At 69.7% G+C, this 23256-nt stretch carries 22 protein-coding genes and 1 pseudogene; 2 read left to right on the top strand and 21 right to left on the bottom strand.

The window, feature by feature from the left end:
- Positions 1 to 19: 19 nt before the first annotated feature.
- The 12 genes from EAO72_RS06135 to EAO72_RS06080 all read right to left on the bottom strand — a co-directional run bounded on the left by EAO72_RS06135 (position 20) and on the right by EAO72_RS06080 (position 12464).
- Positions 20 to 2854 (bottom strand): DEAD/DEAH box helicase, encoded by a 2835-nt coding sequence (locus EAO72_RS06135; protein WP_148016447.1) that lies wholly within the window; start codon positions 2852 to 2854, stop codon positions 20 to 22.
- 44 nt (positions 2855 to 2898) lie between these two features.
- Positions 2899 to 3807: a diacylglycerol kinase gene (locus EAO72_RS06130; RefSeq protein ID WP_148016160.1), complete on the bottom strand. Its 909-nt coding sequence runs from the start codon at positions 3805 to 3807 to the stop codon at positions 2899 to 2901.
- A gap of 18 nt (positions 3808 to 3825) precedes the next feature.
- Complete coding sequence (gene tatC, locus EAO72_RS06125) at positions 3826 to 4782, bottom strand: twin-arginine translocase subunit TatC (protein ID WP_148016159.1); 957 nt, start codon at positions 4780 to 4782, stop codon at positions 3826 to 3828.
- A 49-nt stretch (positions 4783 to 4831) separates the two neighbouring features.
- Positions 4832 to 5119, bottom strand: coding sequence for a Sec-independent protein translocase subunit TatA (gene tatA, locus EAO72_RS06120; protein ID WP_148016446.1), 288 nt, complete (start codon positions 5117 to 5119; stop codon positions 4832 to 4834).
- 280 nt (positions 5120 to 5399) lie between these two features.
- Positions 5400 to 5597 carry a hypothetical protein gene (locus EAO72_RS06115; RefSeq protein ID WP_148016158.1) on the bottom strand — a complete coding sequence of 66 codons (198 nt, stop codon included), beginning with the start codon at positions 5595 to 5597 and terminating at the stop codon, positions 5400 to 5402.
- 83 nt (positions 5598 to 5680) lie between these two features.
- Positions 5681 to 5959, bottom strand: a complete 279-nt coding sequence (locus EAO72_RS06110; protein WP_148016157.1) for a CpXC domain-containing protein — start codon at positions 5957 to 5959, stop codon at positions 5681 to 5683.
- Between the two features lie 15 nt (positions 5960 to 5974).
- Positions 5975 to 6931 (bottom strand): helix-turn-helix transcriptional regulator, encoded by a 957-nt coding sequence (locus tag EAO72_RS06105; protein WP_148016156.1) that lies wholly within the window; start codon positions 6929 to 6931, stop codon positions 5975 to 5977.
- 13 nt (positions 6932 to 6944) lie between these two features.
- Positions 6945 to 7898 (bottom strand): helix-turn-helix transcriptional regulator, encoded by a 954-nt coding sequence (locus EAO72_RS06100; RefSeq protein ID WP_148016155.1) that lies wholly within the window; start codon positions 7896 to 7898, stop codon positions 6945 to 6947.
- A 169-nt stretch (positions 7899 to 8067) separates the two neighbouring features.
- On the bottom strand, positions 8068 to 8442 hold the full coding sequence (locus tag EAO72_RS06095; protein WP_148016154.1) for an FKBP-type peptidyl-prolyl cis-trans isomerase: 375 nt from the start codon (positions 8440 to 8442) through the stop codon (positions 8068 to 8070).
- Positions 8443 to 8485: 43 nt separating this feature from the next.
- On the bottom strand, positions 8486 to 9442 hold the full coding sequence (locus tag EAO72_RS06090; RefSeq protein ID WP_148016153.1) for an FKBP-type peptidyl-prolyl cis-trans isomerase: 957 nt from the start codon (positions 9440 to 9442) through the stop codon (positions 8486 to 8488).
- A gap of 139 nt (positions 9443 to 9581) precedes the next feature.
- Positions 9582 to 10943: a Pup--protein ligase gene (gene pafA, locus EAO72_RS06085; RefSeq protein WP_148016152.1), complete on the bottom strand. Its 1362-nt coding sequence runs from the start codon at positions 10941 to 10943 to the stop codon at positions 9582 to 9584.
- 240 nt (positions 10944 to 11183) lie between these two features.
- Positions 11184 to 12464 carry an MFS transporter gene (locus EAO72_RS06080; protein WP_148016151.1) on the bottom strand — a complete coding sequence of 427 codons (1281 nt, stop codon included), beginning with the start codon at positions 12462 to 12464 and terminating at the stop codon, positions 11184 to 11186.
- 131 nt (positions 12465 to 12595) lie between these two features.
- Between EAO72_RS06080 and EAO72_RS06075 the strand changes: the two genes are divergently transcribed.
- Positions 12596 to 13633: a LacI family DNA-binding transcriptional regulator gene (locus tag EAO72_RS06075; protein ID WP_148016150.1), complete on the top strand. Its 1038-nt coding sequence runs from the start codon at positions 12596 to 12598 to the stop codon at positions 13631 to 13633.
- Between the two features lie 56 nt (positions 13634 to 13689).
- On the opposite strand, the gene prcA is transcribed toward EAO72_RS06075, so the two are convergent.
- The 6 genes and pseudogenes from prcA to arc form a co-directional block, all read right to left on the bottom strand.
- The gene (prcA, locus tag EAO72_RS06070; RefSeq protein WP_261991337.1) at positions 13690 to 14562 is read right to left on the bottom strand and encodes a proteasome subunit alpha; all 873 of its coding nucleotides are present in this window, start codon (positions 14560 to 14562) and stop codon (positions 13690 to 13692) included.
- Positions 14563 to 14621: 59 nt separating this feature from the next.
- Positions 14622 to 15467 carry a proteasome subunit beta gene (prcB, locus tag EAO72_RS06065; protein WP_148016149.1) on the bottom strand — a complete coding sequence of 282 codons (846 nt, stop codon included), beginning with the start codon at positions 15465 to 15467 and terminating at the stop codon, positions 14622 to 14624.
- A pseudogene (locus EAO72_RS06060) lies at positions 15419 to 15610 on the bottom strand (endonuclease domain-containing protein); the annotation flags it as partial. The gene prcB and the pseudogene EAO72_RS06060, both read right to left, overlap by 49 nt.
- 117 nt (positions 15611 to 15727) lie before the next feature.
- The gene (locus tag EAO72_RS06055; protein ID WP_148016148.1) at positions 15728 to 15946 is read right to left on the bottom strand and encodes a ubiquitin-like protein Pup; all 219 of its coding nucleotides are present in this window, start codon (positions 15944 to 15946) and stop codon (positions 15728 to 15730) included.
- Positions 15947 to 16066: 120 nt separating this feature from the next.
- Positions 16067 to 17578 carry a depupylase/deamidase Dop gene (gene dop, locus EAO72_RS06050; RefSeq protein WP_148016147.1) on the bottom strand — a complete coding sequence of 504 codons (1512 nt, stop codon included), beginning with the start codon at positions 17576 to 17578 and terminating at the stop codon, positions 16067 to 16069.
- 237 nt (positions 17579 to 17815) lie between these two features.
- Complete coding sequence (arc, locus tag EAO72_RS06045) at positions 17816 to 19582, bottom strand: proteasome ATPase (protein WP_148016146.1); 1767 nt, start codon at positions 19580 to 19582, stop codon at positions 17816 to 17818.
- A gap of 242 nt (positions 19583 to 19824) precedes the next feature.
- On the opposite strand from arc, the gene EAO72_RS06040 reads away from it, so the two are divergent.
- Positions 19825 to 20136, top strand: coding sequence for a ferredoxin (locus EAO72_RS06040; protein WP_148016145.1), 312 nt, complete (start codon positions 19825 to 19827; stop codon positions 20134 to 20136).
- A gap of 57 nt (positions 20137 to 20193) precedes the next feature.
- Here EAO72_RS06040 and EAO72_RS06035 read toward each other — a convergent pair whose 3' ends face one another.
- The 3 genes from EAO72_RS06035 to EAO72_RS06025 form a co-directional block, all read right to left on the bottom strand.
- A complete protein-coding gene (locus EAO72_RS06035; protein ID WP_148016144.1) occupies positions 20194 to 20784 on the bottom strand; it encodes a hypothetical protein in 591 nt (196 codons plus the stop codon).
- A gap of 245 nt (positions 20785 to 21029) precedes the next feature.
- The gene (locus EAO72_RS06030) at positions 21030 to 21938 is read right to left on the bottom strand and encodes a tRNA (adenine-N1)-methyltransferase (RefSeq protein ID WP_148016143.1); all 909 of its coding nucleotides are present in this window, start codon (positions 21936 to 21938) and stop codon (positions 21030 to 21032) included.
- 61 nt (positions 21939 to 21999) lie between these two features.
- Positions 22000 to 23250, bottom strand: coding sequence for a site-2 protease family protein (locus EAO72_RS06025; protein ID WP_148016142.1), 1251 nt, complete (start codon positions 23248 to 23250; stop codon positions 22000 to 22002).
- Positions 23251 to 23256 lie beyond the last annotated feature (6 nt).

The raw sequence follows: 23256 nt of genomic DNA, 5'->3' as shown, positions 1-23256 counted from the left end.
CCCCGCACCCCGCAGCACCTCACCCCACAGAGCTGTAAGCCACCACTCCCCGCAACACCTCATCAACCGCCTTCCGCGCGTTCCGCCCCACCGAACTGCCCTCCCGAGGAGCCGCCGCGGCCACCTGCCCCAGCACGTCGATCACCTGCTTGCACCACCGCACGAAGTCCCCCGCCGGCATCTCCGCCTCGCGCAGCACCTCGTCCAGCGTCCGGCCGGACGCCCACATGTACACCGCCCAGGCGAAGCCGAGGTCAGGCTCGCGCTGACCGACCCCTTCCGCCTGGTTGATCTTGAAGTCCTCCTCCAGGGCGTCGAGCCGGCCCCAGATCCGGACCATCTCACCCATCGCGGTCTTCGCCGGACCGGACGGCAGCTTCGGGGCCACCGCGTCATCGGCCTGCCGCGCCTCGTACACCAACGCCGAGACGCACGCCGCGAGTTCGGCCGGGTTGAGGCCCTCCCACACACCGGCCCGCAGGCATTCGCTCGCCAGCAGGTCCAGTTCGCCGTACAGCCGGGCCAGCCGCCGCCCATGCTCGGTGACCTCGCTGCCCCGGAGGTAGTCGAGCTCGGTGAGCAGGGCCACGATCCGGTCGAAGGTGCGGGCGATCGTGTTCGTCCGCCCCTCGATCCGCCGCTCCAGCTGCTGCGTGTCCCGCTGCAGCCGGTGATACCGCTCGGCCCATCGCGCATGGTCCTCGCGCTCGTCGCACCCGTGGCAGGGATGGGCGCGCAACTCGGCCCGGTAGCGCGCGATCTCGCGGTCGTCTGCGGCGACGGACCGGTCGCGGCGGTGCCGGTCCGGCACGATGTGCCCGGCCTTGGTCCGGAGCGCGGACGCCAGGTCCCGACGCGACTGCGGCGAGCGCGCGTTGAACGACTTCGGCACGCGCATCCGCTCCACCGCCTCCACCGGAACCGGGAAGTCGATCGAGGCCAGCCGCTTCACCTGGCGCTCGGCCGTCAGCACCAGGGGCCGCGGCCCGTCGTGGTACTCCATCCCGCGGTGCCCGTGCCCGTTGGTCCGCCCGGCAGGCAGCCCGGGATCCAGGACGAGCGCCAGCCCGGCGAACTTGCCGGTGGGCACATGGATGACATCGCCCGGCTTGAGCTTCTCCAGGGACGCCGCCGCCGCTGCTCGCCGCTGCGAGGCGCCCTGCTTGGCGAGCTCCGTCTCCCGGTCCTTGAGGTCGCGGCGCAGCCGCGCGTACTCCTCGAAGTCACCGAGGTGGCAGGTCATTCCCTCCTTGTAGCCCTCCAGACCCTCCTCGTTCTTCTGGACCTGGCGGGAGATCCCGACCACGGACCGGTCCGCCTGGAACTGGGCGAAGGAGGTCTCCAGCAGCTCACGCGAACGATGCCGCCCGAACTGCTGCACCAGGTTGACCGCCATGTTGTACGAGGGCCGGAAGCTGGAGCGCAGCGGATACGTACGCGTGCCCGCGAGTCCGGCCAGCGCGCCCGGGTCCATGCCGCGCTGCCAGAGCACGACCGCGTGGCCCTCGACGTCGATACCGCGCCGGCCGGCCCGGCCGGTCAGCTGGGTGTACTCGCCGGGGGTGATGTCGGCATGCTGCTCGCCGTTCCACTTGACGAGCTTCTCCAGGACCACCGAGCGTGCGGGCATGTTGATGCCGAGCGCGAGGGTCTCGGTCGCGAAGACCGCCTTGACGAGCCCGCGTACGAAGAGCTCCTCGACGACCTCCTTGAAGGTCGGCAGCATCCCGGCATGGTGTGCGGCGATGCCGCGCTCCAGGCCTTCGAGCCACTCGTAGTACCCGAGGACGTGCAGGTCCTCGGTGGGGATCGACGCCGTGCGCTGCTCGACGATCTCCCGGACCAGCCGGCGCTTGTCCTCGTCGTTGAGCCGCAGTCCGGCGTGCAGGCACTGCTGCACGGCGGCCTCGCAGCCGGCCCGGCTGAAGATGAACGTGATGGCGGGCAGCAGTCCCTCGGCGTCGAGCCGGTCGATGACCTCGGCCCGCGACGGTGTCCAGATCCGGCTGCGCTGGCGCCGCTCGCGCTCGCGGTCCGCCTCGCGCACCATCTTCCCGCGGCGGCGCTCGCGCGGGTTGTATCCGCGCTGGTTCTCCATGCGGGCGAGCCGGACCAGGTCCGGGTTGACCTCACGGCGTCCGGACCCGCGGCCGCCGTGGTCGCTCTCCTCCTCGAAGAGGTCGTACATCCGGCGGCCGGCCAGCACGTGCTGCCAGAGCGGCACCGGCCGGTGCTCGGAGACGATCACCTGGGTGTCGCCGCGGACGGTGTCCAGCCAGTCACCGAACTCCTCGGCGTTGGACACGGTCGCCGACAGCGACACCAGCGTGACGGATTCGGGGAGGTGGATGATCACTTCCTCCCAGACGGCGCCCCGGAAGCGGTCGGAGAGGTAGTGCACCTCGTCCATCACCACGTATCCGAGGCCGGTCAGCGCCTGGGAGCCCGCGTACAGCATGTTCCGCAGCACCTCGGTGGTCATGACGACCACCGGTGCGTCGGCGTTGACGCTGTTGTCCCCCGTCAGCAGGCCGACCTTCTCCGCGCCGTAGCGCTTGACCAGGTCGGCGAACTTCTGGTTCGAGAGGGCCTTGATCGGCGTGGTGTAGAAGCATTTGCGGCCCTGGGCCAGGGCGAGGTGCACGGCGAACTCGCCGACGATCGTCTTGCCCGAACCCGTCGGAGCCGCGACGAGAACGCCCTTGCCGGCCTCCAGCGCCTTGCAGGCCTCGATCTGATAGGGGTCCAGATCGAACTCGTACATCTCGCGGAACGGTCCGAGCGCGGTCGCCTGCTCGGCGGCTCGGATCCGGGAAGCCTGGTATCGCTCAGCTGGTGAGAGGTCCTCTGTCATCTTGTCCACGAGCCTACCCGCCGCCTCCGACAGTCACTCGATCTTTAATCGCCCGTGGTGCGGGACGCCCCCAGCACCCGGGCGGCACCCGGCACACAGGTCGCGGTCAGCGGAAGCGCGCCGAGCGGTTCACCGTCCGCGTACGCGGTGACGCCGACCGCTTCCAGTGCGATGGAGGAGACCCGGTGCACGGTGACGGCGGGGTGGCCGAGGTGCGTTCCCTTGTAGACCTTGGGGAACACCTTGAGGAGCGTGGCGCGGCTGCAGTCGCCGACGACGGTCACGTCGAAGAGGCCGTCGTCCATGACGGCGTCCGCGCAGATCCGCATGCCGCCGCCGTAGGTCGAGCCGTTGCCGACCGCGATGAGCGTCGCCTCGACCTCGCGGAACGGTCCGCCGTCCAGACCCATGCGGTACGTGATCGGCTTGAAGGCGGCGAGCTCGGCGAGGATCGCCAGGTCGTACTTGAAGCGGCCGCCGACCCAGCGCATCCGGTTGCCGCGGTCGTTGACGCGGGAGTCGAAGCCTGAGGCGAGCACGGAGCCGAACCAGCGCTCACCGACCCGGCCGAGGTCGATCTCGCGGACGGCATCTCCCTTGAGCGCCTCGGCGGCCAGCTGCCCGGCCGCTGCCGGATCCCGTATCGGCATACCGAGGGCACGGGCGAAGTCGTTGCCCGTACCGACGGCGACGACACCGAGCGGGGTCAGGGTTCCGGCGACCGCCTGGAGGGCGAGGGACATCATCCCGTCCCCGCCGACGGCTATGAGCGCGCCCGTTCCCCCGGCCACCGCCTCGCGGGCCCGCCGCAATGCGTCGTCGGCGTCCTCGCCGAGCACGGTGCGGACGGAGAATCCGGCGTCCCGCAACGCGGAAGCGGCCGGCTGCGCGGCGTGCGCGCCCCGGCCGCGTCCTGCGGTGGGATTGACGAAAAGGGTGATCTCGCTGGTCACCCGGGGGACCTTACAAGGTCAGGTGATGTCGTCGTAACCGTCTCGGCGGGACGATCGTCCGCCGTCCTGTTCGCCGTCCGCCTGTGCGGGCAGCGAGGCCGACACGTTCTCCATCTCGCCGATGTCCTCGGGGGTGAGATCCAGGTCCGAGGCCTCGTCGTCGTCGAGGTCGGCGTCGGGGTTGCTACGACGCCTGCGGCGGTCGTTGGCGATGCAGATGCCGAGCGCGATGAAGTAGAGCAGCACGATCGGCGCTGCCAGCGACACCATCGTCAGTGGGTCACCCGTCGGCGTGGCCACGGCCGCGAAGACCGTGATGCCCATGACCATGGCTCGCCACCAGGACGCGAGCCGCTTGGCCGTGAGCACTCCGGTGAAGTTCAGCAGGACGAGCAGGAGCGGCAGCTCGAAGGCGAGGCCGAACACGATCACCATGCGCGTGACGATGTCGAGATAGTCGTCGACGGGCAGCAGGTTCGTCGTGTTGTCCGGCGTGAAGTCGAGCAGCACCGCCGCGGTCTGCGGCATCAGGATGTACGCGAGCGCGGCACCCACACAGAACAGCGGCACACCGGCGCCGACGAAGCTCAGCGCGTACTTCTTCTCGTTCTTGTGCAGGCCCGGGGCCAGGAACGCCCAGAGCTGGTACAGCCACACGGGAGTGGAGAACACCACGCCCGCCATGAGGGAGACCTTGAGGGCGATGGAGAACGGAGCGACGAGACCGTTCACCGTCATCTCGGCACACGGCTTGCCGTTGTCCTGCACCTTCCGGCCGTCGGTGCAGCCGACCGACTCCAGGATGGGCCGGATCAGGAAGTCGATCAGGTCCTTGTAGAAGAAGGCCGTGATCGACGTGATCACGACGACCGCCACCACCGCGATCAGCAGTCGGTTACGCAACTCACGCAGGTGATCAGCGAGAGGCATCCGCCCCTCGCCGTCCTTCTCCTGCTTGCGGGCAGACTTGAGCAACCCACTTCCCTCGTCTCGTGCGGCAGCTGTCGGAGAGATCCGTCAGCCGTCAGCTCTGGGTGGTGGGCTTCGCTTCGTTCACCGGGCGGGAGCTCGTCACGTCGCCGGGAGCGGCCTGGATCGTGCGCGCGGCGGCGGGCTGGGCAGCCTGGTCGGCGACCGGTTCCGTCGTGGCCGCGGGCTCGTCGTCCTTCTTCATCGCCTTGGCCTCGCTCTTGAGGATGCGGGCCGACTTGCCGAGCGAACGCGCCATGTCGGGAAGCTTCTTGGCACCGAACAACAGCAGAATGACAGCGATGATCAGAACGATCTCGAGAGGCTTCAGATTGCCCATGATGTGCTTCCTTCTCGCTGAGGCGGCTGGAGGTGGGCTCGCTGCCCTGGGACGGACACACGTCCGACCATTTCGCTGGGAGCGATCGTAACCCGCGGGAGTAAACGCGAGGCAATGCCTATGCATACTTTCGCTGCGGCCCGCACCCCTGCCAGGGCCGTCACCAGCAGCGTACCCCCCGGGCCTGGGAAAGAGGAGGCCGCGCCCGGGCAGATCAAACGGCGGCGCCAGTGCCGTGACCGGCAATGTTTGCCCGACGGGGCAAAGCTTGCCGGGAGGGGTACTAGCGCAGGGTTTCGCCCGTGGCCGCGAGATTCGTGGCCGCGCGCTCCAGGTCCTCGGCCGCCCGGTTGATGCGCTCAGTGGTACTTGTCACCTGGTGACCGAGGCGCTGGGCCTCGATGAAGACCTTGACGGCCAGCACGCCCAGGACGGCGATCCCGAGGAATCCCAGGGCGATGGCGAGCATGGGCCAGAACATGCGCAGTGCCTCGATGTGTCTCGTGTCCGAAGGTTCCGACGGTCCCGGAGGCCCCTGAGGTCCCGGAGGTCCGGAGTGATGCCTCAGGCACCCGTGTGCAGGCGGAGCGTCCGCACGCCGCCGCCGGTGAGGAGTTCCACTATCCGCTCCCCCGCGGGCCGGCGGACGGACACGCCGCACGCGGGGCAGGTGAAGGAGTAGAACGTGGTCCGGCTGCTCGCGCCGATCGCGAGCCGGAACTCCGCCGCCGCCAGTTCGAACCGCGCCCGGCAGTCCGGACAGGCGGCCTTGAACCGTACCGAATCGGGAACGACGACGGTCGGCACACCGGAAACACCGGACACCACAGACATATTGCCCATATCTCCCGCATCCCCTCAGATCAGGCCGTCGTACGCGGCGAGCGCCGCACGGGCCGCTGTCCGTGCGCTGCGCGCCAGTTCCGGCGGCGAGACGATGCGGCCCTCCCCGCCGAGCCGGAGCGCGAGTCTTCGGAGCGATGCCGGGTCGGGGGTGCGCAGGGTGATCCGCAGGCCGCCGTCGGGCAGTTCCTCGGCGCTGTCGTGCGGGTAGTACTCGGCGACCCAGCGGCCGCCGGGACCGACCTCGACCACGACCTCCGGGTCCTCCGCGGCGGGCTGTACCAGCCCTTCCGACAGGTCCCGGAGCTCCAGCTCCGGCGGCGCGGCCGGTTCGTCGAGCAGCCGGATCTCGGCGACCCGGTCGAGGCGGAAGGTGCGCCGGTCCTCGGAGGACCGGCACCAGGCCTCCATATAGGTGTGTCCGACGGCGAACAGGCGGATCGGGTCCACCTCGCGCTCGGTGAGCTCGTCGCGCGCGGGTGAGTAGTAGCGCAGCCAGAGCCGGCGGCGCTCGGAGATCGCCCGGTCCACATCGGCGAAGACGCCGCCCTCGGACTCGAAGGTGACCGAGAGCCGGGAGCTGGCGGCCCCCACCTCACCGGCGGCGGCCTCCAGCTTGGCGGTGGCCCGCAGCAGGGCCTGACGGTCGCTCTCGCGCAGTCCGGGCAGCGTCGCGACGGCACGGGCGGCGACGAGCAGGGCCGTCGCCTCGTCGGCCGCGAGCCGCAGCGGCTCCGCGACGTCGTCCGGGTTGTGCCACCAGATACGGTCGCCGTCGGTGTCGATGTCCAGCAGATCGCCGCCGCGGAAGCTCGTCCCGCACATCGGCAGGACGTCGAGGTCCGAGATCAGCTCGTCCTCGGTGATCCCGAAGGCCCGCGCGACGTCCTGGACATGGGCGCCTGGGCGCTCACGCAGATACGTCACCAGGGAAAGCATCCGGCGGGTCTGGTCGATGGCGTTCGTGGCCATGAGTACGGTCCCCTCAGTCCTTGGCCACGGCGCGCAGCCGGTCCACCACATCGGCCCGCAGATCCGCAGGTTCGGTCACGACGACGTCCGGTCCGAACTCGACGAGCCAGGCGTCCAGGCCGTGTCCGTACGGGATCTCCAACTCCTCCCACCCGTCACCGAGTTCCCGGACCGATATCGCCCGGGCGCGGAGCGGGTAGCCGGAGTCGGCCCGCAGCCTGATCAGCGCGGTACGGGTCGCCGTCTCGCCCGCCCAGCTCTCCACGGTCTCGCGGACGGTGACCACATCGGGGACCTCGGCGGTGAAGGCGCCGGCCCGCGAACGGACCTTGCCCGAGATCCGGGAGAGCCGGAACACCCGCTCCGCGCCCCGCTCCCGGTCCCAGCCGGCGAGATACCAGTGCCCGCGCCAGCACTCCAGCGTCCACGGCTCGACCTGGCGCTGTTCGGGCCGGGCGGCGTTGGCCTTGCGGTAGTCGAAGGTCACCGGCCGGCGGTCGCGGCAGGCGAGCATCAGGGGCTCGAACGCGGCCTCGTGGACGGGGATGCGGGGTTCGAGGGCGCTGTGCACCTCGTAGGCGTCCTCCGCCTCCGGCATGCCCGCGGCCCGCAGCTTCTGCAGGGCTCCGCTGGCGGCTCCGGCGAGGCGGGCCTGCTGCCAGACCTTGGCGGCCAGCCCGAGAGCGGCGGCCTCCTCGGCGTCCAGCGTGATGGGGGGCAGCCGGTTGCTGTCGCGGCGGGCGAGGTAGCCCGTGTCGCCGTCCAGGTTCTCCACGGTCTCGATGACCAGGCCGAGCTCGCGCAGATCGTCCTTGTCGCGCTCGAACATCCGGTTGAAGGCGTCGTCGGATCCCGCCTCGAGGTAGGCCTCGATGGAACCGCGCAGTTCGCGCTTGCTGAGCGGGCGCCGGGTCCCCAGCAGACACAGTGCCAGGTTCATCAGCCGCTCGGCCTTGGCAATCGCCATCGACGCCCTTTCTGTTTTGCTCTACGACCCTCGACCGTACCGCTCCGGGGTGTCCGGACAAAAGCCGGTGCCGGGGGCGGGCGGCGTTCGCGACGGGGCGGACGTCGCCCGCCACGGCACGAGGGCCCGTGCCTGGCGGCACGGGCCCTCGGAGCGCGGAGACGCCGGATCAGACGGCGACCAGGTCGCAGACGAAGATCAGCGTCTCGCCCGGCGCGATGGAGCCGCCGCCGGCGCCGCGGTCACCGTACGCGAGGTGCGCGGGGATGGTCAGCTGACGACGGCCGCCGACCTTCATGCCCTGCACGCCCTGGTCCCAGCCCTTGATGACCTGGCCGGCGCCGAGCTGGAACTGGAGCGGCGTACCGCGGTTCCACGAGGCGTCGAACTCCTCACCGGTGGAGAAGGCCACGCCCACGTAGTGGACGGAGACGGTCTGGCCGGCCTTGGCCTCGGCACCGTCGCCTTCCCAGATCTCCTTGATCTCCAGGTCGGCCGGCGGCTCGCCACCCGGGAAGTCGATCTCGGGCTTCTCGATGCTCACTGACTTGCTCCTCTAAATGATGAACTGGGCAACCGGGACAGTCTTACATCTTCGCGAGGATGTCCACGGCGAAGACGAGCGTGGAGTTCGCGGGGATCGACTGCTGCGCCTTGTCACCGAGGCCCTGGTCCGGCGGGACGACGAGCAGCACACGGCTGCCGATCTTCTTGCCGATCAGGCCGTTCTTCAGACCCTTGAGGGTGACCTGGGCCAGCGGGAAGGAGGCGGTCTTGCCCGTCTTGTACGTGTTGTCGAACTCCTTGCCGTCCTTCCACAGCTTGGCCACGTAGTTCACGACGACCGTGTCGGTCTCCTTCACGACCTCGCCCTTGGACTCCAGCACGTAGTTGGAGACCAGCTTCTTGGGCGGGGTGACCTTGCTGGGGATCGTGAGGGTCGGCGCCTTGCCGTCGGTGTTGGTGCCCACCTTCGGCAGGTCGGTGTTGTCCTGGGCGACCGGGGTGCCCTTGGCCGACGCCGGGATCTGCTTCGCCTTCAGGACGTCCACGACGAAGACGAGGGTGGCGTTCGGCTTGATGTCGCCCTGGCCGTTCGCGCCGTAACCGAGGTCCGGCGGGATGACGAGTTCGACCCTGCTGCCGACCTTCTGACCGACGAGGCCCTTGTCCCAGCCCTGGATGACCATGCCGGCGCCGAGCGTGAGATCGAACGGCTGCTTGCGGTCGAAGCTGTTGTCGAACGGCTTGTCGGAGTCCCAGGCCTGCCCGAGGTAGTTGACCTGGATGGCGTCGCCGTTCTTGAGCGTCGCGCCGTCGCCCTCACTGACGACCTTGGTCTTCAGCTCCTTGGGCGGCGTTCCGGTGCCCTTGGCCAGGGTGGGCTTCTCACCGAACTTCGCGCCCGCGGTGATGGCGGGGAACCCGCCCTCCGTGGGGGCGGACGCGGAGGTGGAAGCGGAGTCGGAGCCCTTGTCGTCGCTGCCGCAGGCCGCTGAAACCAGCAGCAGGGGGACGACGAGAAGGCCGGCAATTCGGCGCACTGGTTCCTCAGATCTCAGACGACACATGTGTTGGGACACTGCCCAGGGGTCCCCGACACTCTAGGGCGTGCGCAGGGCCCCGTACGAGGAACGTACGGGGCCCGGGTCGCACAAGAGCCGAGGCGCGTCCTGCGCCGGCTCACATACCCGCGATCAGCTTCTCCACTCGGTCGTCGACGGATCGGAACGGGTCCTTGCACAACACCGTGCGCTGCGCCTGGTCGTTGAGCTTGAGATGGACCCAGTCGACGGTGAAGTCCCGCCGCTGTTCCTGGGCCCGCCGGATGAAGTCGCCCCGCAGCCGCGCCCTGGTCGTCTGCGGAGGCACCGACTTGCCCTCGAAGATCTTCAGGTCGTTGCAGATGCGGGCGGCCTGGCCCTTGCGTTCCAGCAGGTAGTACAGGCCCCGGCGGCGGTGGATGTCGTGGTAGGCGAGGTCTATCTGGGCGACCCGCGGGTTCGACATGGTCATGTTGTGCTTGGCCCGGTACCGCTCGATGAGCTTGTACTTCATGACCCAGTCGATCTCGGTGCCGATCCGGTCGAGGTCCTCGGCCTCGATCGCGTCGAGGGTGCGGCCCCACAGTTCGAGGACCTTCGCGACGTTGCCCGTACGGATCCCGCGGCGGTCCACGAAGTCCACGGCCTTCTCGTAGTACTCGCGCTGCACCTCTATGGCGGAGGCCTCGCGGCCGCTGGCGAGCCGGACCTTGCGCTGTCCCGTGATGTCGTGGCTGACCTCGCGGATCGCCCGGATCGGGTTCTCCAGCGTCAGGTCCCGCATCACCGTGCCCGCCTCGATCATGCGGAGCACCAGGTCGGTCGCTCCGACCTTGAGGAGCATCGTCGTCTCGGACATGTTGGAGTCACCGACGATGACGTGGAGGCGCCGGTAGCGCTCCGCGTCCGCGTGCGGTTCGTCGCGGGTGTTGATGATCGGCCGGGAACGCGTCGTCGCGGAGCTGACGCCCTCCCAGATGTGTTCGGCACGCTGGCTGACGCAGTAGACGGCGCCCCGCGGGGTCTGCAGCACCTTGCCGGCGCCGCAGATCAGCTGCCTCGTGACGAGGAAGGGAATGAGGATGTCCGCGAGCCGGGAGAATTCTCCGTGCCGGGCCACGAGGTAGTTCTCGTGACATCCGTAGGAGTTTCCCGCCGAGTCGGTGTTGTTCTTGAAGAGATAGACGTCGCCTGCGATTCCCTCCTCGTGCAGACGTCGTTCGGCGTCGACAAGCAGGCCTTCGAGAATGCGCTCGCCGGCCTTGTCGTGGGTGACCAGCTCGGTCAGGTTGTCGCATTCGGGGGTTGCATATTCCGGATGCGATCCCACGTCGAGGTAGAGGCGGGCGCCGTTCCGCAGAAAGACATTGCTGCTGCGGCCCCATGACACAACACGGCGGAAGAGGTAGCGCGCCACTTCATCAGGAGACAGTCGGCGCTGTCCCCTGAACGTGCACGTGACGCCGTACTCGTTCTCCAGCCCGAAAATGCGGCGGTCCATGACTGAACATTACGCCTGAAGGGCCGTGCTGAAACCGGGTTCGACGGCACCGTTTCGATCATTTTCCGATCCTCGCACCACAACAGCACTACGCCCGGGAGCTGCGAGGACCTTTCCGGTGGCCCGCGGAGCCGGGCGGCGCCACCACTCCACCGGCCCTCGCGAGGGCGGCGACGCGGCTCCGGGGGCCGGCGGGGCCCGCCACGCCACGGCGCCCCCGTCACACCGGACGGCCCCGGCTCACGCCGGGTTCGACGGCGTCGTCCCGTTCGCCGCCTGGCTCACGCCGGGTCCGACCGCGTCGTCCCGGTCGCCGCCCGGACCGCGGACCGCGACAGCGCTGTGCCCGGGGACCGCGAGGACCCTTCCGGTGGACAGCAGCACGATCAGCGCGGCCACGCCGCCGGCCCCCGCCACGGCGAAGCTCCAAGCCGTACCGCCCAGCTCCACGGCCGGGCCCGCCACCGCCGTCCCCGCCGCGGCGCCCACGCCGAAGGTCGTCACCAGCCAGGAGAACGCCTCCGTCACCGTGCCCCGCGGAGCGTGCCGGTCGACGACGATGAACGAGCAGGCGATGGCCGGAGCCAGGAACACCCCGGCGACGGCGGCCAGCACGGTCATCGCGACCACGCCCGGCGTCAGCATCAGCGGAAGATAGCCCAGTGCCAGCAGCGCCACGATCACCCGCAGCCTGCGCTCGGGCGGCCCGGACCACTGCCGGGCCCCGTACACCGCTCCCCCGATCAGCGCGCCCAGGCCCAGCGCCGCCATCAGCCAGCCGTAGACGGACTCCCGGCCGTGGTCGTCGGCGTACGCCACACCGGCCACGGTGATGGAGCCCAGCGCCATCCCGACGAAGAAGAACGCGCCGAGCAGCGCCAGCAGCCCACGCGAGCGCAGCGCACCCAGCCAGTGCGCCTCGCGCGGGGCGGAGCGCCAGGTCCTGGAGGGCTCGGACAGGACGACGGAGAGCGCCCCCAGGACCCCTATGACGTTGATGACGAGCAGCGCGGCGGCGGGCGACCAGAGGGACACCAGCAGGGTCACCAGCAGCGGCCCGACCGTGAACATGACCTCCTGGGCCACCGCATCCATCGCATAGGCGCGGTGCACCCGGTCCTCGCTCCCCAGCACGCTCGGCCACAGCGCCCGCAGGCCGCCCTCCAGGGGCGGCGTGAAGACCCCGGCCACGACTACCGCCGCGTAGGCCACCGGCAGGGAATCGAAACCCGCCACGGCGAGCAGGGCCATGCCGAGGGCCGAGAGGACGGAGGCGGGGAGCTGGACCCGGGGCTGGCCGTAGAGGTCGACCGCACGGCCCAGCAGCGGCTGCCCGACGGCCGTGGCCAGCCCGTATACGGCGGCGAGCGCGCCGGCGAGGGTGTAGCTGCCGCCCTCCGCGCGGGTGAACAGCACGATCGCGATGTGCGCGGTGCCGTTCGGCAGCCGGCCCACCAGCGTGCCCGTCAGCAGCCGGGCGGCATGCCGCGCCCGGAGGATGTCCAGATATCCCGCGGCCATGTCCCGCCCCTCTCCTTGGAGCGCCGTTCCGGCCACCCGAGGTTTTACGTATAACTTCGAGGTTCATACGTACCATGGCCCCGTCCGCAGGTCCACATCGTCGCGCCTGCCCGACCGGCCCGGAGGCCCGCGTGACCAGCCCAGCACCACCCGGCCCGCCCCGGCCCACCAGCCGCGACGTGGCACGGGCCGCAGGCGTCTCCCAGGCCACCGTCTCCCTGGTGCTCGGCGAAAAATGGCGCGGCCGGGTCTCCGAGAGCACCGCCGGCCGGGTGCGCGACGCCGCCCGCGACCTCGGCTACCGGCCGAACCTCGCCGCCCGCAATCTGCGCCTCGGCCACACCAGGACCGCGCTGCTGGTCGTCCCCGCCCTGACCAACGAGTTCTTCGCCCGGGTCTACACCGGCGCTGCCGCGGTCGCCGCGGAGCACGGCTTCGGCGTCGTCCTGTACCCCTCACCCGACGGCACGGGCCCGGCCCGGGACCCCTTCGCCTCGGCACGCGCCGCCCTGGACGGGGTGATCGCCTCCTCGATGGCCGCCGACGCCCTGGGCGCCCTGCGCGGCGCCGGACTCCCCCTGGTCATGCTCGACAGCGACCCCGCGGCACCGGGCCCCGCGGCCAGGGTCAACCTCGACATCGCCGACGGGATGCGTCAGGTGGCCGGTCATCTGCTCGCCCTCGGCCACCGCCGCTTCCTCCACCTCGCCTCGGCCGTCGACACCTGGACGTTCGCGGTCCGCGCCCGCGCCCTCCAGGAGGCCCTGCGCGGCGTCCCCGGCACCGAGCTCCGGACCGTGTCCGCCGCGCTGGACGTACGGGCCGGCCGCGAGGCGGCGGAACACGCGCTGGCGCTCCCGGGGCCCCGTCCCACCGCCCTCGTCTGCGACGACGACATCCTGGCCGCGGGTGCCTGCAAGGCCGTCCGCCGGCTCGGACTGCGCGTTCCGGACGATCTCTCGGTCACCGGCTTCGACGACCTGGCCCTGGCCACGGCGGTCGAGCCGGAGCTCACCACGGTGCGGCTGCCCGCCGAAAAGGTCGGCGAGCGGGGCATGAGCGCCCTGCTGGCCGTACTCGAAGGCCGGCAGGCCGAGCCCGGCAGCCTGCCGGTCCACCTCGTCGTGCGGGGCTCCAGCGCGCCACCGCCGGCCGGGCCCACCACATGACGGCGCCCCGGCCCGCCGAGGAGGCGGACCGGGGCACACGGAGCGCGTGGAACCGGCTACTCGACGTCGCCGCCGGAGTCGGCGGAACCGGTGGAGTCACCGTCACCGGAGGAGTCCGGCGCGGCCTTCTTCCCGCCCGGCTTGCCGGTGTCCGTCGTGGCCGCGGGGGTGTCCGCGCCCTCGGCGTCCTCGGTGTCCGAAGGGGCGTCCGTCGGCGTCGCGCCGGCGCCGTCGGCCTCCAGCAGCCGGGCGAGCTGCCGGCCGACGATCCGCTTGAACTTGCGCTGCTGCGGCCGCGTACGGTCCAGGACCGCGACCTCCAGCCGCTCCGCGGGGATCTCCCGCTCGCTGCCGTTGGGATCGCGGGACAGCGCCTGTACCGCCAGCTTCAGCGCCTCGGCGAGCGACATCCCGTCACGGTGGCGCTGGTCGAGGAAGGTGCTGATCTGCTCCGCGTTGCCGCCGACCGCGACCGAGCCGTGCTCGTCCACGATCGATCCGTCGTGCGGCAGCCGGTAGATCTGGTCGCCCTCGGGTCCGTCGCCGACCTCGGCGACCACCAGCTCCACCTCGTACGGCTTCTCGGCCGCACTGGAGAAAATGGTGCCGAGCGTCTGCGCGTAGACGTTCGCCAGTCCACGCGCCGTCACATCGTCGCGGTCATAGGTGTACCCGCGCAGATCGGCGTAGCGCACTCCGCCGATGCGGAGATTCTCGTACTCGTTGTACTTGCCGGCGGCGGCGAAACCGATCCGGTCATAGATCTCGCTGAACTTGTGCAGCGCACGGGACGGGTTCTCGCCGACGAACACAATGCCGTCGGCGTACTGCAGCACAACCAGGCTGCGACCACGGGCGATGCCCTTCCGGGCGTATTCCGCCCGGTCGGCCATGGCCTGCTGAGGTGAGACATAGAACGGCGTCGACACCGGCTATCCGTCCCTTTCTGTCAGTGGCAGGAGCATCGAAGAAGCCTCGGAACGGACGGTCAGAGCAGCGCGGCGCGCGGGCCGTCGGGCTGTTCCAGCCGGCGTTCCAGAATCGAGCGGGCAATCTCGGAGGATTCCGTCTCGGTCAGCTTCCGGAAGCCCTCGTCGGTAATGACGGTGAGGATCGGATAGATACGACGGCCCACGTCCGGTCCACCGGTCGCCGAGTCGTCGTCCGCCGCGTCGTACAGCGCCTGTACGACCAGCGTGAGCGTCTGCTCCTCCGTCAGGTCCTCGCGGTAGAGCTTCTTCATCGAGTTGCGGGCGAAGATCGAACCGGAGCCGGTGGACGCGTACCCGTGCTCCTCGGAACGGCCGCCGGTGACGTCGTAGCTGAAGATCCGGCCCCGCTCGCGGTCGACGTCGTAGCCGGCGAAGAGCGGCACCACGGCGAGCCCCTGCATGGCCATCGCCAGATTGCTCCGGATCATCGTGGAGAGCCGGTTCGCCTTGCCCTCCAGGGAGAGCTGGGCCCCCTCGACCTTCTCGAAGTGCTCCAGCTCCAGCTGGAAGAGCTTGACCATCTCCACGGCCAGACCGGCCGTACCCGCGATGCCCACCGCCGAGTACTCGTCGGCCGGAAAGACCTTCTCGATGTCGCGCTGCGCGATCATGTTGCCCATGGTCGCCCGCCGGTCACCGGCCAGCACCACACCGCCCGGGAAGGACGCCGCGACGATCGTGGTGCCGTGCGGCGCCTCGATGGCCCCCTTCAAGGGCGGCAGCTGCCGGTTGCCCGGGAGCATCCCCGGCGACTGGTCGGACAGGAAGTCCATGAACGAAGAGGACCCGGGCGTCAGGAAGGCAGCTGGTAGACGCCCGGTGCTACGAGTGTTGGCTTCCACGCGTTTCCCTCCAGGTAAGCGATGGCCCTGCGCAAGGTGTCAGGATCATCTCCCAACTTGCCTACGGCCGAATTGCAGTTGAAGCACCGTATGCCACGGACCCTACCCGTCCGACGGCGATGATCCACATGTGTGACGGAGGCATTCGGACCGATCGCGGTCCGAGCCCTCGACGCGTTCCTCCGATGCGTGCGGCCGGCCGTGCGGCACGGGCCGGAGCCCGTGCCGCACGCCGGTCAGCGGTGAGGGCGCCTGGCCGGTTACTCGCCGCCCTTTTGAACGAACGAGCGAACGAAGTCCTCGGCATTGGCCTCGAGGACGTCATCGATCTCGTCGAGGACGTCGTCCACGTCGTCGCTGAGCTTCTCCTGTCGCTCCTTGAGGTCCTCGGAGCCCTGCGCCTCCTGGGCCTGCTCCTCGGTCTGCTCGGTGGAGCGCGTCGCCTTCTGCTGTCCGCCGCCGGTGTCCTTGGTCGCCATATAGCTCACCCCGCTCGGTTCGAAGCACTTGATCAGACCCTACCTACGGGGTCCGACATTGGCCCGGTACTTGTCTCAACGTCCGGAGGTCATCGGAATGATTCCCAGCCGGCGGCCCTTTCAGCCGCCCTGCAGCACCCGGACCAGCTCTTCCGCCGTACGGCAGCGGTCCAGGAGCGCCTTGACGTGGTCCCGGGTGCCCCGCAGCGGCTCCATGGTGGGTACCCGCTGCAACGAGTCATGGCCCGGCAGGTCGAAGATGACCGAGTCCCAGGAGGCCGCGGCCACGTCGTCCGCGTACTGCTCCAGGCAGCGGCCGCGGAAATACGCCCTGGTGTCCTCCGGAGGCGCTGTACGGGCCTTCTCGACCTCGTTCTCGTCCAGCAGGCGGTTCATCCTGCCCCGGGCCACCAGGCGGTTGTAGAGGCCCTTCTCGGGCCGCACATCGGCGTACTGCAGGTCCACCAGATGCAGGCGGGGCGCGTCCCAGTCCAGGCTGTCGCGGCGGCGGTAGCCCTCCATGAGCTCCCGCTTGGCGATCCAGTCCAGCTCGCGGGACAGGCTCATCGGATCGTTCTCCAGCCGGTTGAGCGTGTCCTCCCAGCGGGTCAGGATGTCCTTCGTCTGCTCGTCGGCGTCCGCCCCGTACCGCTCCTCGACGTACTTGCGGCCCAGCTCGAAGTACTCCATCTGGAGCTGGACAGCGGTGAGTGTCCGGCCGCTGCGCAGAGTGATCAGCTGCTGGAGGTCCGGGTCGTGGGAGACCTGGTGGAGGGTGCGCACGGGCTGGTCGACGGCCAGGTCGACATTGATGAAGCCGTCCTCGATCATGGAGAGGACCAGCGAGGTGGTGCCCAGCTTGAGGTAGGTGGAGATCTCCGAGAGGTTCGCGTCCCCGATGATCACATGGAGCCTGCGGTACTTCTCGGCGTCGGAGTGGGGCTCGTCGCGCGTGTTGATGATCGGGCGCTTGAGGGTGGTCTCCAGACCGACCTCGACCTCGAAGTAGTCGGCGCGCTGGCTGATCTGGAATCCGTGCTCGTGACCGTCCTGGCCGATTCCGACCCGGCCCGCACCGGTGACGACCTGGCGGGAGACGAAGAACGGCGTCAGATGGCGCACGATGTCGGAGAACGGCGTCTCGCGCTTCATCAGGTAGTTCTCGTGGGTGCCGTACGAGGCGCCCTTGTTGTCCGTGTTGTTCTTGTACAGGTGGATCGGCTGGGCGCCCGGGAGCTGGGCCGCACGCTCGGCGGCCTCGGCCATGATCCGCTCGCCGGCCTTGTCCCACAGGACCGCGTCCCTGGGATTGGTGATCTCCGGAGAGCTGTACTCGGGGTGTGCGTGGTCGACGTAGAGCCGTGCGCCGTTGGTGAGGATGACATTGGCCAGGCCGATGTCCTCGTCGGTGAGCTGGCTGGAGTCGGCGGTCTCACGGGCGAGGTCGAAGCCTCGCGCGTCGCGCAGCGGGTTCTCCTCCTCGAAGTCCCAGCGGGCGCGGCGCGCCCGGTGCATCGCCGCCGCGTAGGCGTTGACGATCTGGGACGAGGTGAGCATGGCATTGGCGTTGGGGTGACCTGGCACGGAGATCCCGTACTCGGTCTCGATGCCCATTACTCGCCGTACGGTCATGCGGCCCTCCTTGCCCGGCGGCGCTCCCTTCCGGGGCGGCGCTCAAGTACCGCTGCTTTTCCGGTGCGTGCGCGGTTTGCCCGTTCCCGCACTGCGCGACCGGGCGGTACGCCAGAGCCTAGAGCGCCTCTGTGCCGGTGGGGAGATCAATTACGTCATTACTGCGGTGTCGCGGGAGCTGACCGGAAAGCAGCCGGCTGCGGATGCCCGGCCGGGCATCCGCAGCCGGTCCGCGTTCTAGAGGTACTGCCCGGTATTCGCCACCGTGTCGATGGAGCGACCGGTGTCCGCGCCCTGCTTTCCGGTGACGAGTGTGCGGATGAAGACGATCCGCTCACCCTTCTTGCCGGAGATCCTGGCCCAGTCGTCCGGGTTGGTGGTGTTCGGCAGGTCCTCGTTCTCCTTGAACTCGTCCACGCATGCCTGGAGGAGATGGGAGACGCGCAGACCCTTCTGGCCCTGCTCGAGGAAGGCCTTGATGGCCATCTTCTTGGCCCGGTCGACGATGTTCTGGATCATCGCGCCGGAGTTGAAGTCCTTGAAGTACAGGACTTCCTTGTCGCCGTTGGCGTACGTGACCTCGAGGAAGCGGTTCTCCTCGGACTCGGTGTACATCCGCTCGACGACCGACTGGATCATCGCGTGAGCCGCCGCCTCCTTGGAGCCGGTGTGCTCGGCCAGATCGTCCGCGTGCAGGGGCAGCGAGGGCGTGAGGTACTTCGCGAAGATGTCCTTCGCGGCCTCTGCGTCGGGACGCTCGATCTTGATCTTCACATCGAGGCGGCCGGGGCGCAGGATCGCGGGGTCGATCATGTCCTCGCGGTTGGAGGCGCCGATGACGATGACGTTCTCCAGGCCCTCGACGCCGTCGATCTCGGCGAGCAGCTGGGGGACGATGGTGTTCTCCACGTCCGAGCTGACACCGGATCCGCGGGTGCGGAAGAGGGACTCCATCTCGTCGAAGAAGACGATGACGGGGGTACCCTCACTCGCCTTCTCGCGGGCACGCTGGAAGACCAGGCGGATGTGGCGCTCGGTCTCGCCGACGTACTTGTTGAGGAGCTCCGGACCCTTGATGTTGAGGAAGTAGCTCTTCCCGGCCGGCTGGCCGGTGACTTCGGCGACCTTCTTGGCAAGGGAGTTGGCGACGGCCTTGGCGATGAGTGTCTTGCCGCAGCCGGGCGGGCCGTAGAGCAGGATGCCCTTCGGTGGCCGGAGCTCGTGCTCCTTGAAGAGGTCGGGGTGGAGGTAGGGGAGCTCGACCGCGTCGCGGATCAGCTCGATCTGGTCGCCCAGGCCACCGATCTTGTTGTAGTCGATGTCCGGGACTTCTTCGAGGACGAGCTCTTCGACCTCGCTCTTGGGAACGACTTCGTAGACGTAGCCGGACCTGGGTTCGAGCAGCAGGGCGTCGCCGGGGCGGATGGTGATGTCCAGCAACGGCTCGGCGAGCCGCACCACCCGTTCCTCGTCGGTGTGCCCGATGACCAGGGCCCGTTCGCCGTCCTCAAGGATCTCCTTGAGGGTGACGATGTCCCCGGCCCGCTCGAATTCCATGGCGTCGACCACGTTGAGCGCTTCGTTGAGCATGACTTCCTGGCCGCGCCGGAGGTCTTCGAGCTCAACGCTGGGACTGACGTTCACCCGGAGCTTGCGGCCCCCGGTGAAGATGTCGCAGGTGCCGTCCTCGTTCGCATGCAGGAACACACCGAAGCCGGCCGGCGGCTGTGCGAGCCGGTCGACCTCTTCCTTGAGGGCCACGATCTGGTCGCGGGCCTCGCGGAGTGTGCCGGCGAGCCGCTCGTTCTGTGCGGACACGCCTGCGAGGTTGGTCTGCAACTCGACGATCCGCTCTTCGAGAATCCTCGTATGACGCGGAGAGTCGGCGAGCTTACGTCGCAGGACGGCGATTTCCTGCTCAAGATAGGCGACCTGGCCGGCTGGGTCATCGGACCCCCGCCCGGGCCGGATGCCGCGGTTGATGTCGTCGTCGTGGGCTGCCACGGTCCTCACCTCCTCCAAGGGGAGCTGGACGCTTCCTGACCCTACCTGGGTGGGTGATGATTGAAACCCCTAGATCACAAAGACTGTGGGGCGTGTCCGATCTTCACCCTTGCGCTCTCTCCCTCGTGTCAGGTGAATACCCACCCTTCAACCTCCGAAAGCGGCCGGTTGTATCGTCGAAGTGTTCAACACCCGTCAGGGCTGGCTTTTTTTGGTTCGGATACGCAGGAACGGCAGGAGAAATGACCGTGCAGCAGGACGCTCCCACCGGTAGCGGGACTCAGGATCTGGAGGTCTGGATCGACCAGGACCTCTGCACGGGGGACGGCATCTGCGTGCAGTACGCGCCGGAGGTGTTCGAGCTGGACATCGACGGGCTGGCGTACGTGAAGAGCGATCAGGACGAGCTGCTCCAGGAGAAGGGCGCGACCACCCGGGTCCCGCTGCCGATCCTCCAGGACGTGGTCGACTCGGCCAAGGAGTGCCCGGGCGACTGCATTCACGTACGGCGCGTTTCGGACAGGGTCGAGGTCTTCGGTCCCGAGGCGGCCTGACCGCGCGGACGGCGGCCGGCCGCGGGCCGCGACGGCGGACTCGCCGGGTGGCGGCGGTCAGACGCCGGCGCCTGCGGGGTCCGCCGGCCGGCTGCTGCGGACGAAGGCGCCGTTGCGCCACTGCCAGCTGACCTGCTCCTGCTCGTCCGGGCAGCAGGACGGAACCGAGGGCGAGGAGTAGCCGAGGAGCGTGGCGGAGACGACGCCGTCACGCACCGCGAAGTCACCGACGCTCATTTTCTGGACGGGGTCCACCAGGGTCGCCACGATCCGTGGTGCGGCCCCGTTCCCCTGTGTGAGGACGTAGACGCCGCTGGGCGGGGTACCGGATCCGGCCGCGCAGTGGACCACCGCGACGGTTTCCGGACGGCCGTCGCCGTCGAGGTCGCCGGGGGCCTGTTTGGCCACGGTGTGGCCCGCCCCGCCGCATTCGAGGGGGAAGTCCGCACGGGCCGGGTCCGGCGCGACGGCGGGGGCCGTGCCGTGCTGTGCCACGGTGCGGTGGGGGGTGGTGGAGGCCGAGGCGCTGGCGTCGGGCTGGAGCAGACCGGCTGCCGCGACGACGGCGGCCATGGCTGCTGCCGTGGCGAGCCAGTGCATCGGCGTGGTGTCGGTGTGCGCGAGGTCCGGGAGCGCGGAGGTCTGCACGCGGGATGTCTCCTGTGGTTCCTGTGGTGCGGGATGCCGGGAAGGCGGTGCCGTCGGCGGGACGTCGGCGGCGGGGTGGGGGTGGCCAGCATCGTGCCACACCTCACACGGCAGCGGAACGGTGGGGTCGCTACGGATCCCGCCCGGCGTCCACGCGCGCTCCCGGGCGCCGGTACGACGGGGTGCGCGCCGAGCACGCGGACCCGTTGCTCGGGCCGGCGGGCGGTCCGAGTCGTGGGCAGATGTCAGTCGCGGGCCGCGGAGCCGCTCTGGCTGCCGGGGCCCGTGTAGTCCTCGCCGTAGGCGCCCTTGGAAGGGCGACGGCGGCGCGGCGGGGGCTGGACGCCGTCGGCCAGCCGGCGGGCGGTGACCAGGAATCCGGTGTGGCCGATCATGCGGTGGTCCGGACGCACGGCCAGGCCCTCGACGTGCCAGTTGCGGATCATCGACTCCCAGGGCTGCGGTTCGGCGAAGCAGCCGATCTCGCGGATGGACTCGACCGTCCGTGAGAGCTGGGTGGTGGTCGCGACGTACGCGCAGAGGATGCCGCCGGGGACGAGCGCCTTGGAGACGACGTCCAGGCACTCCCAGGGCGCGAGCATGTCCAGGACGACGCGGTCCACGTCGGTCTCCGACAGGTTGTCCTGGAGGTCACCGACGGTGAGCTGCCATGCGGGGTGCGGGCTGCCGAAGTAGCGCTCGACGTTCTGCTGGGCGATCTCGGCGAAGTCCTCGCGGCGCTCGTAGGAGTGCAGCATGCCCTGCTCGCCGATGGCGCGGAGCAGGAAGGTCGACAGTGCGCCGGATCCGACGCCGGCTTCCACGACGCGGGCGCCGGGGAAGATGTCGCCGAAGGCCAGGATCTGCCCCGCGTCCTTGGGGTAGACCACGGCGGCGCCGCGGGGCATGGACAGGACGTAGTCGGGGAGCAGGGGGCGCAGCGCCAGGTAGACGACGTTTCCCGTGGTACGGACAACACTGCCCTCGGGAGCACCGATCAGCTCGTCGTGCGAGAAAGAACCCTTGTGGGTGTGGAAGTTCTTTCCGGCTTCGAGCGTGAAGGTGTAGTGGCGTCCCTTGGGATCCGTGAGCTGGACCTGGTCCCCGACCTTGAAGGGCCCACGTCGGCGGGCGGCACCGGTCGGTTCAGACATGTGACCAGCGTACCGGTGTTTCCGGGGCCTCCGACCGCCCGCCCGGGCGGGGCGACGGCCTTCAGGCGGCGGGGCGGGCCATGGCGGCGACGAACGCACGCTCGACGTCGGCGGTGGAGAGCACTCCGTAGATCTCGCCGGTCTCCTCGACGACGAGGTACTCGGTGGCGGGGCTGGCCTTGAGGCGGTCCAGGAGGGCCTCGCCGGCCAGTTCGGCGGAGACCTTCATGCCGTCGGTGAGGTCCTGGGCGAGCCCGCCGACGGCGACCCAGGGGCGGCGGTGTTCGGGGACGCCGACGATGGCGGCCTCCCGGACGAGGGCCTGGGGCTCGCCGGTGCCGTCGACGACGACGAGGGCGCGGGCTCCCGCCTCGTTGGCCCGGCGCAGGGCCTCGGAGAGCGGGGTGCCGGCCTCGACCGGGACGGCGCGCCGGGTGAGGGTGCGGGCCTGCAGGTCGGGGAGGTGTTCGCGCAGCCGGGCCATGCGCAGGCTGTTGCCCGCGCCGGTCCAGATGATGGCGGCGAGGATCGCGGCGAGCAGGGCGTCGGTGACCGTGTCCATGCCGCTGATCTCGCGGTCACCGCTCCCGAGGACGTCGGTGTGCGTGAGGAGGGGCAGGCCGACGAGGGTGATGACGGCGAGGGCGCGGCCGACCCAGGCGGCGGCGACGGTGCCGCTCATCGGGCGGCCGGTGATCTTCCAGACGACGGCGCGGAGCATCCGGCCGCCGTCGAGCGGCAGGCCGGGCAGGAGGTTGAACGCGGCGACGATGAGGTTGGAGATCATCAGTCCGCCGAGCAGCACGCCGGGCACGGTGCCGGCTTCGACGAACTTCATCGGGACGTAGAAGACGCCCGCCAGGATCAGGGAGAGCAGCGGGCCGACGAAGGCGAGGACGAACTCGCGGCCGGGCGTCTCGGATTCCTTCTCGATCTCGGAGACGCCGCCGAAGAACTGGAGCTGGATCCGGCGGACCGGGAGCTTGTAGTGCAGGGCGGCGACCGTGTGGGCGAGTTCGTGGACGAGCACGGAGGCGTAGAACGCGATCGCGAAGAAGAGGGCGACCAGGTAGCGCGCCGCGCCGAGGTCGGGCAGGACACGGTCGAGCTGGCCGCCGAAGACCCAGGTGATCAGGGCGGCCACGACGAACCAGCTGGGCGCGACGTAGACGGGCACTCCGAAGGGGCGGCCCATGAGGATGCCGCCTCCCGGATCCTCCTTGCGTCCCGGTGCGCCCTTGTCGGGGCCGTCGCCGGGGCCCGTACCCCCTGGGCCGGGCCGCGGCCGCCCGCTGTTGCCGCTCTCGTCCACGAGGTC

The organism is Streptomyces sp. OR43 (assembly GCF_008042275.1).
Classification (GTDB): domain Bacteria; phylum Actinomycetota; class Actinomycetes; order Streptomycetales; family Streptomycetaceae; genus Streptomyces.
The sequence above is the reverse complement of the archived record's forward strand: the minus strand, read 5'-3'. Positions and strand labels throughout refer to the sequence as shown.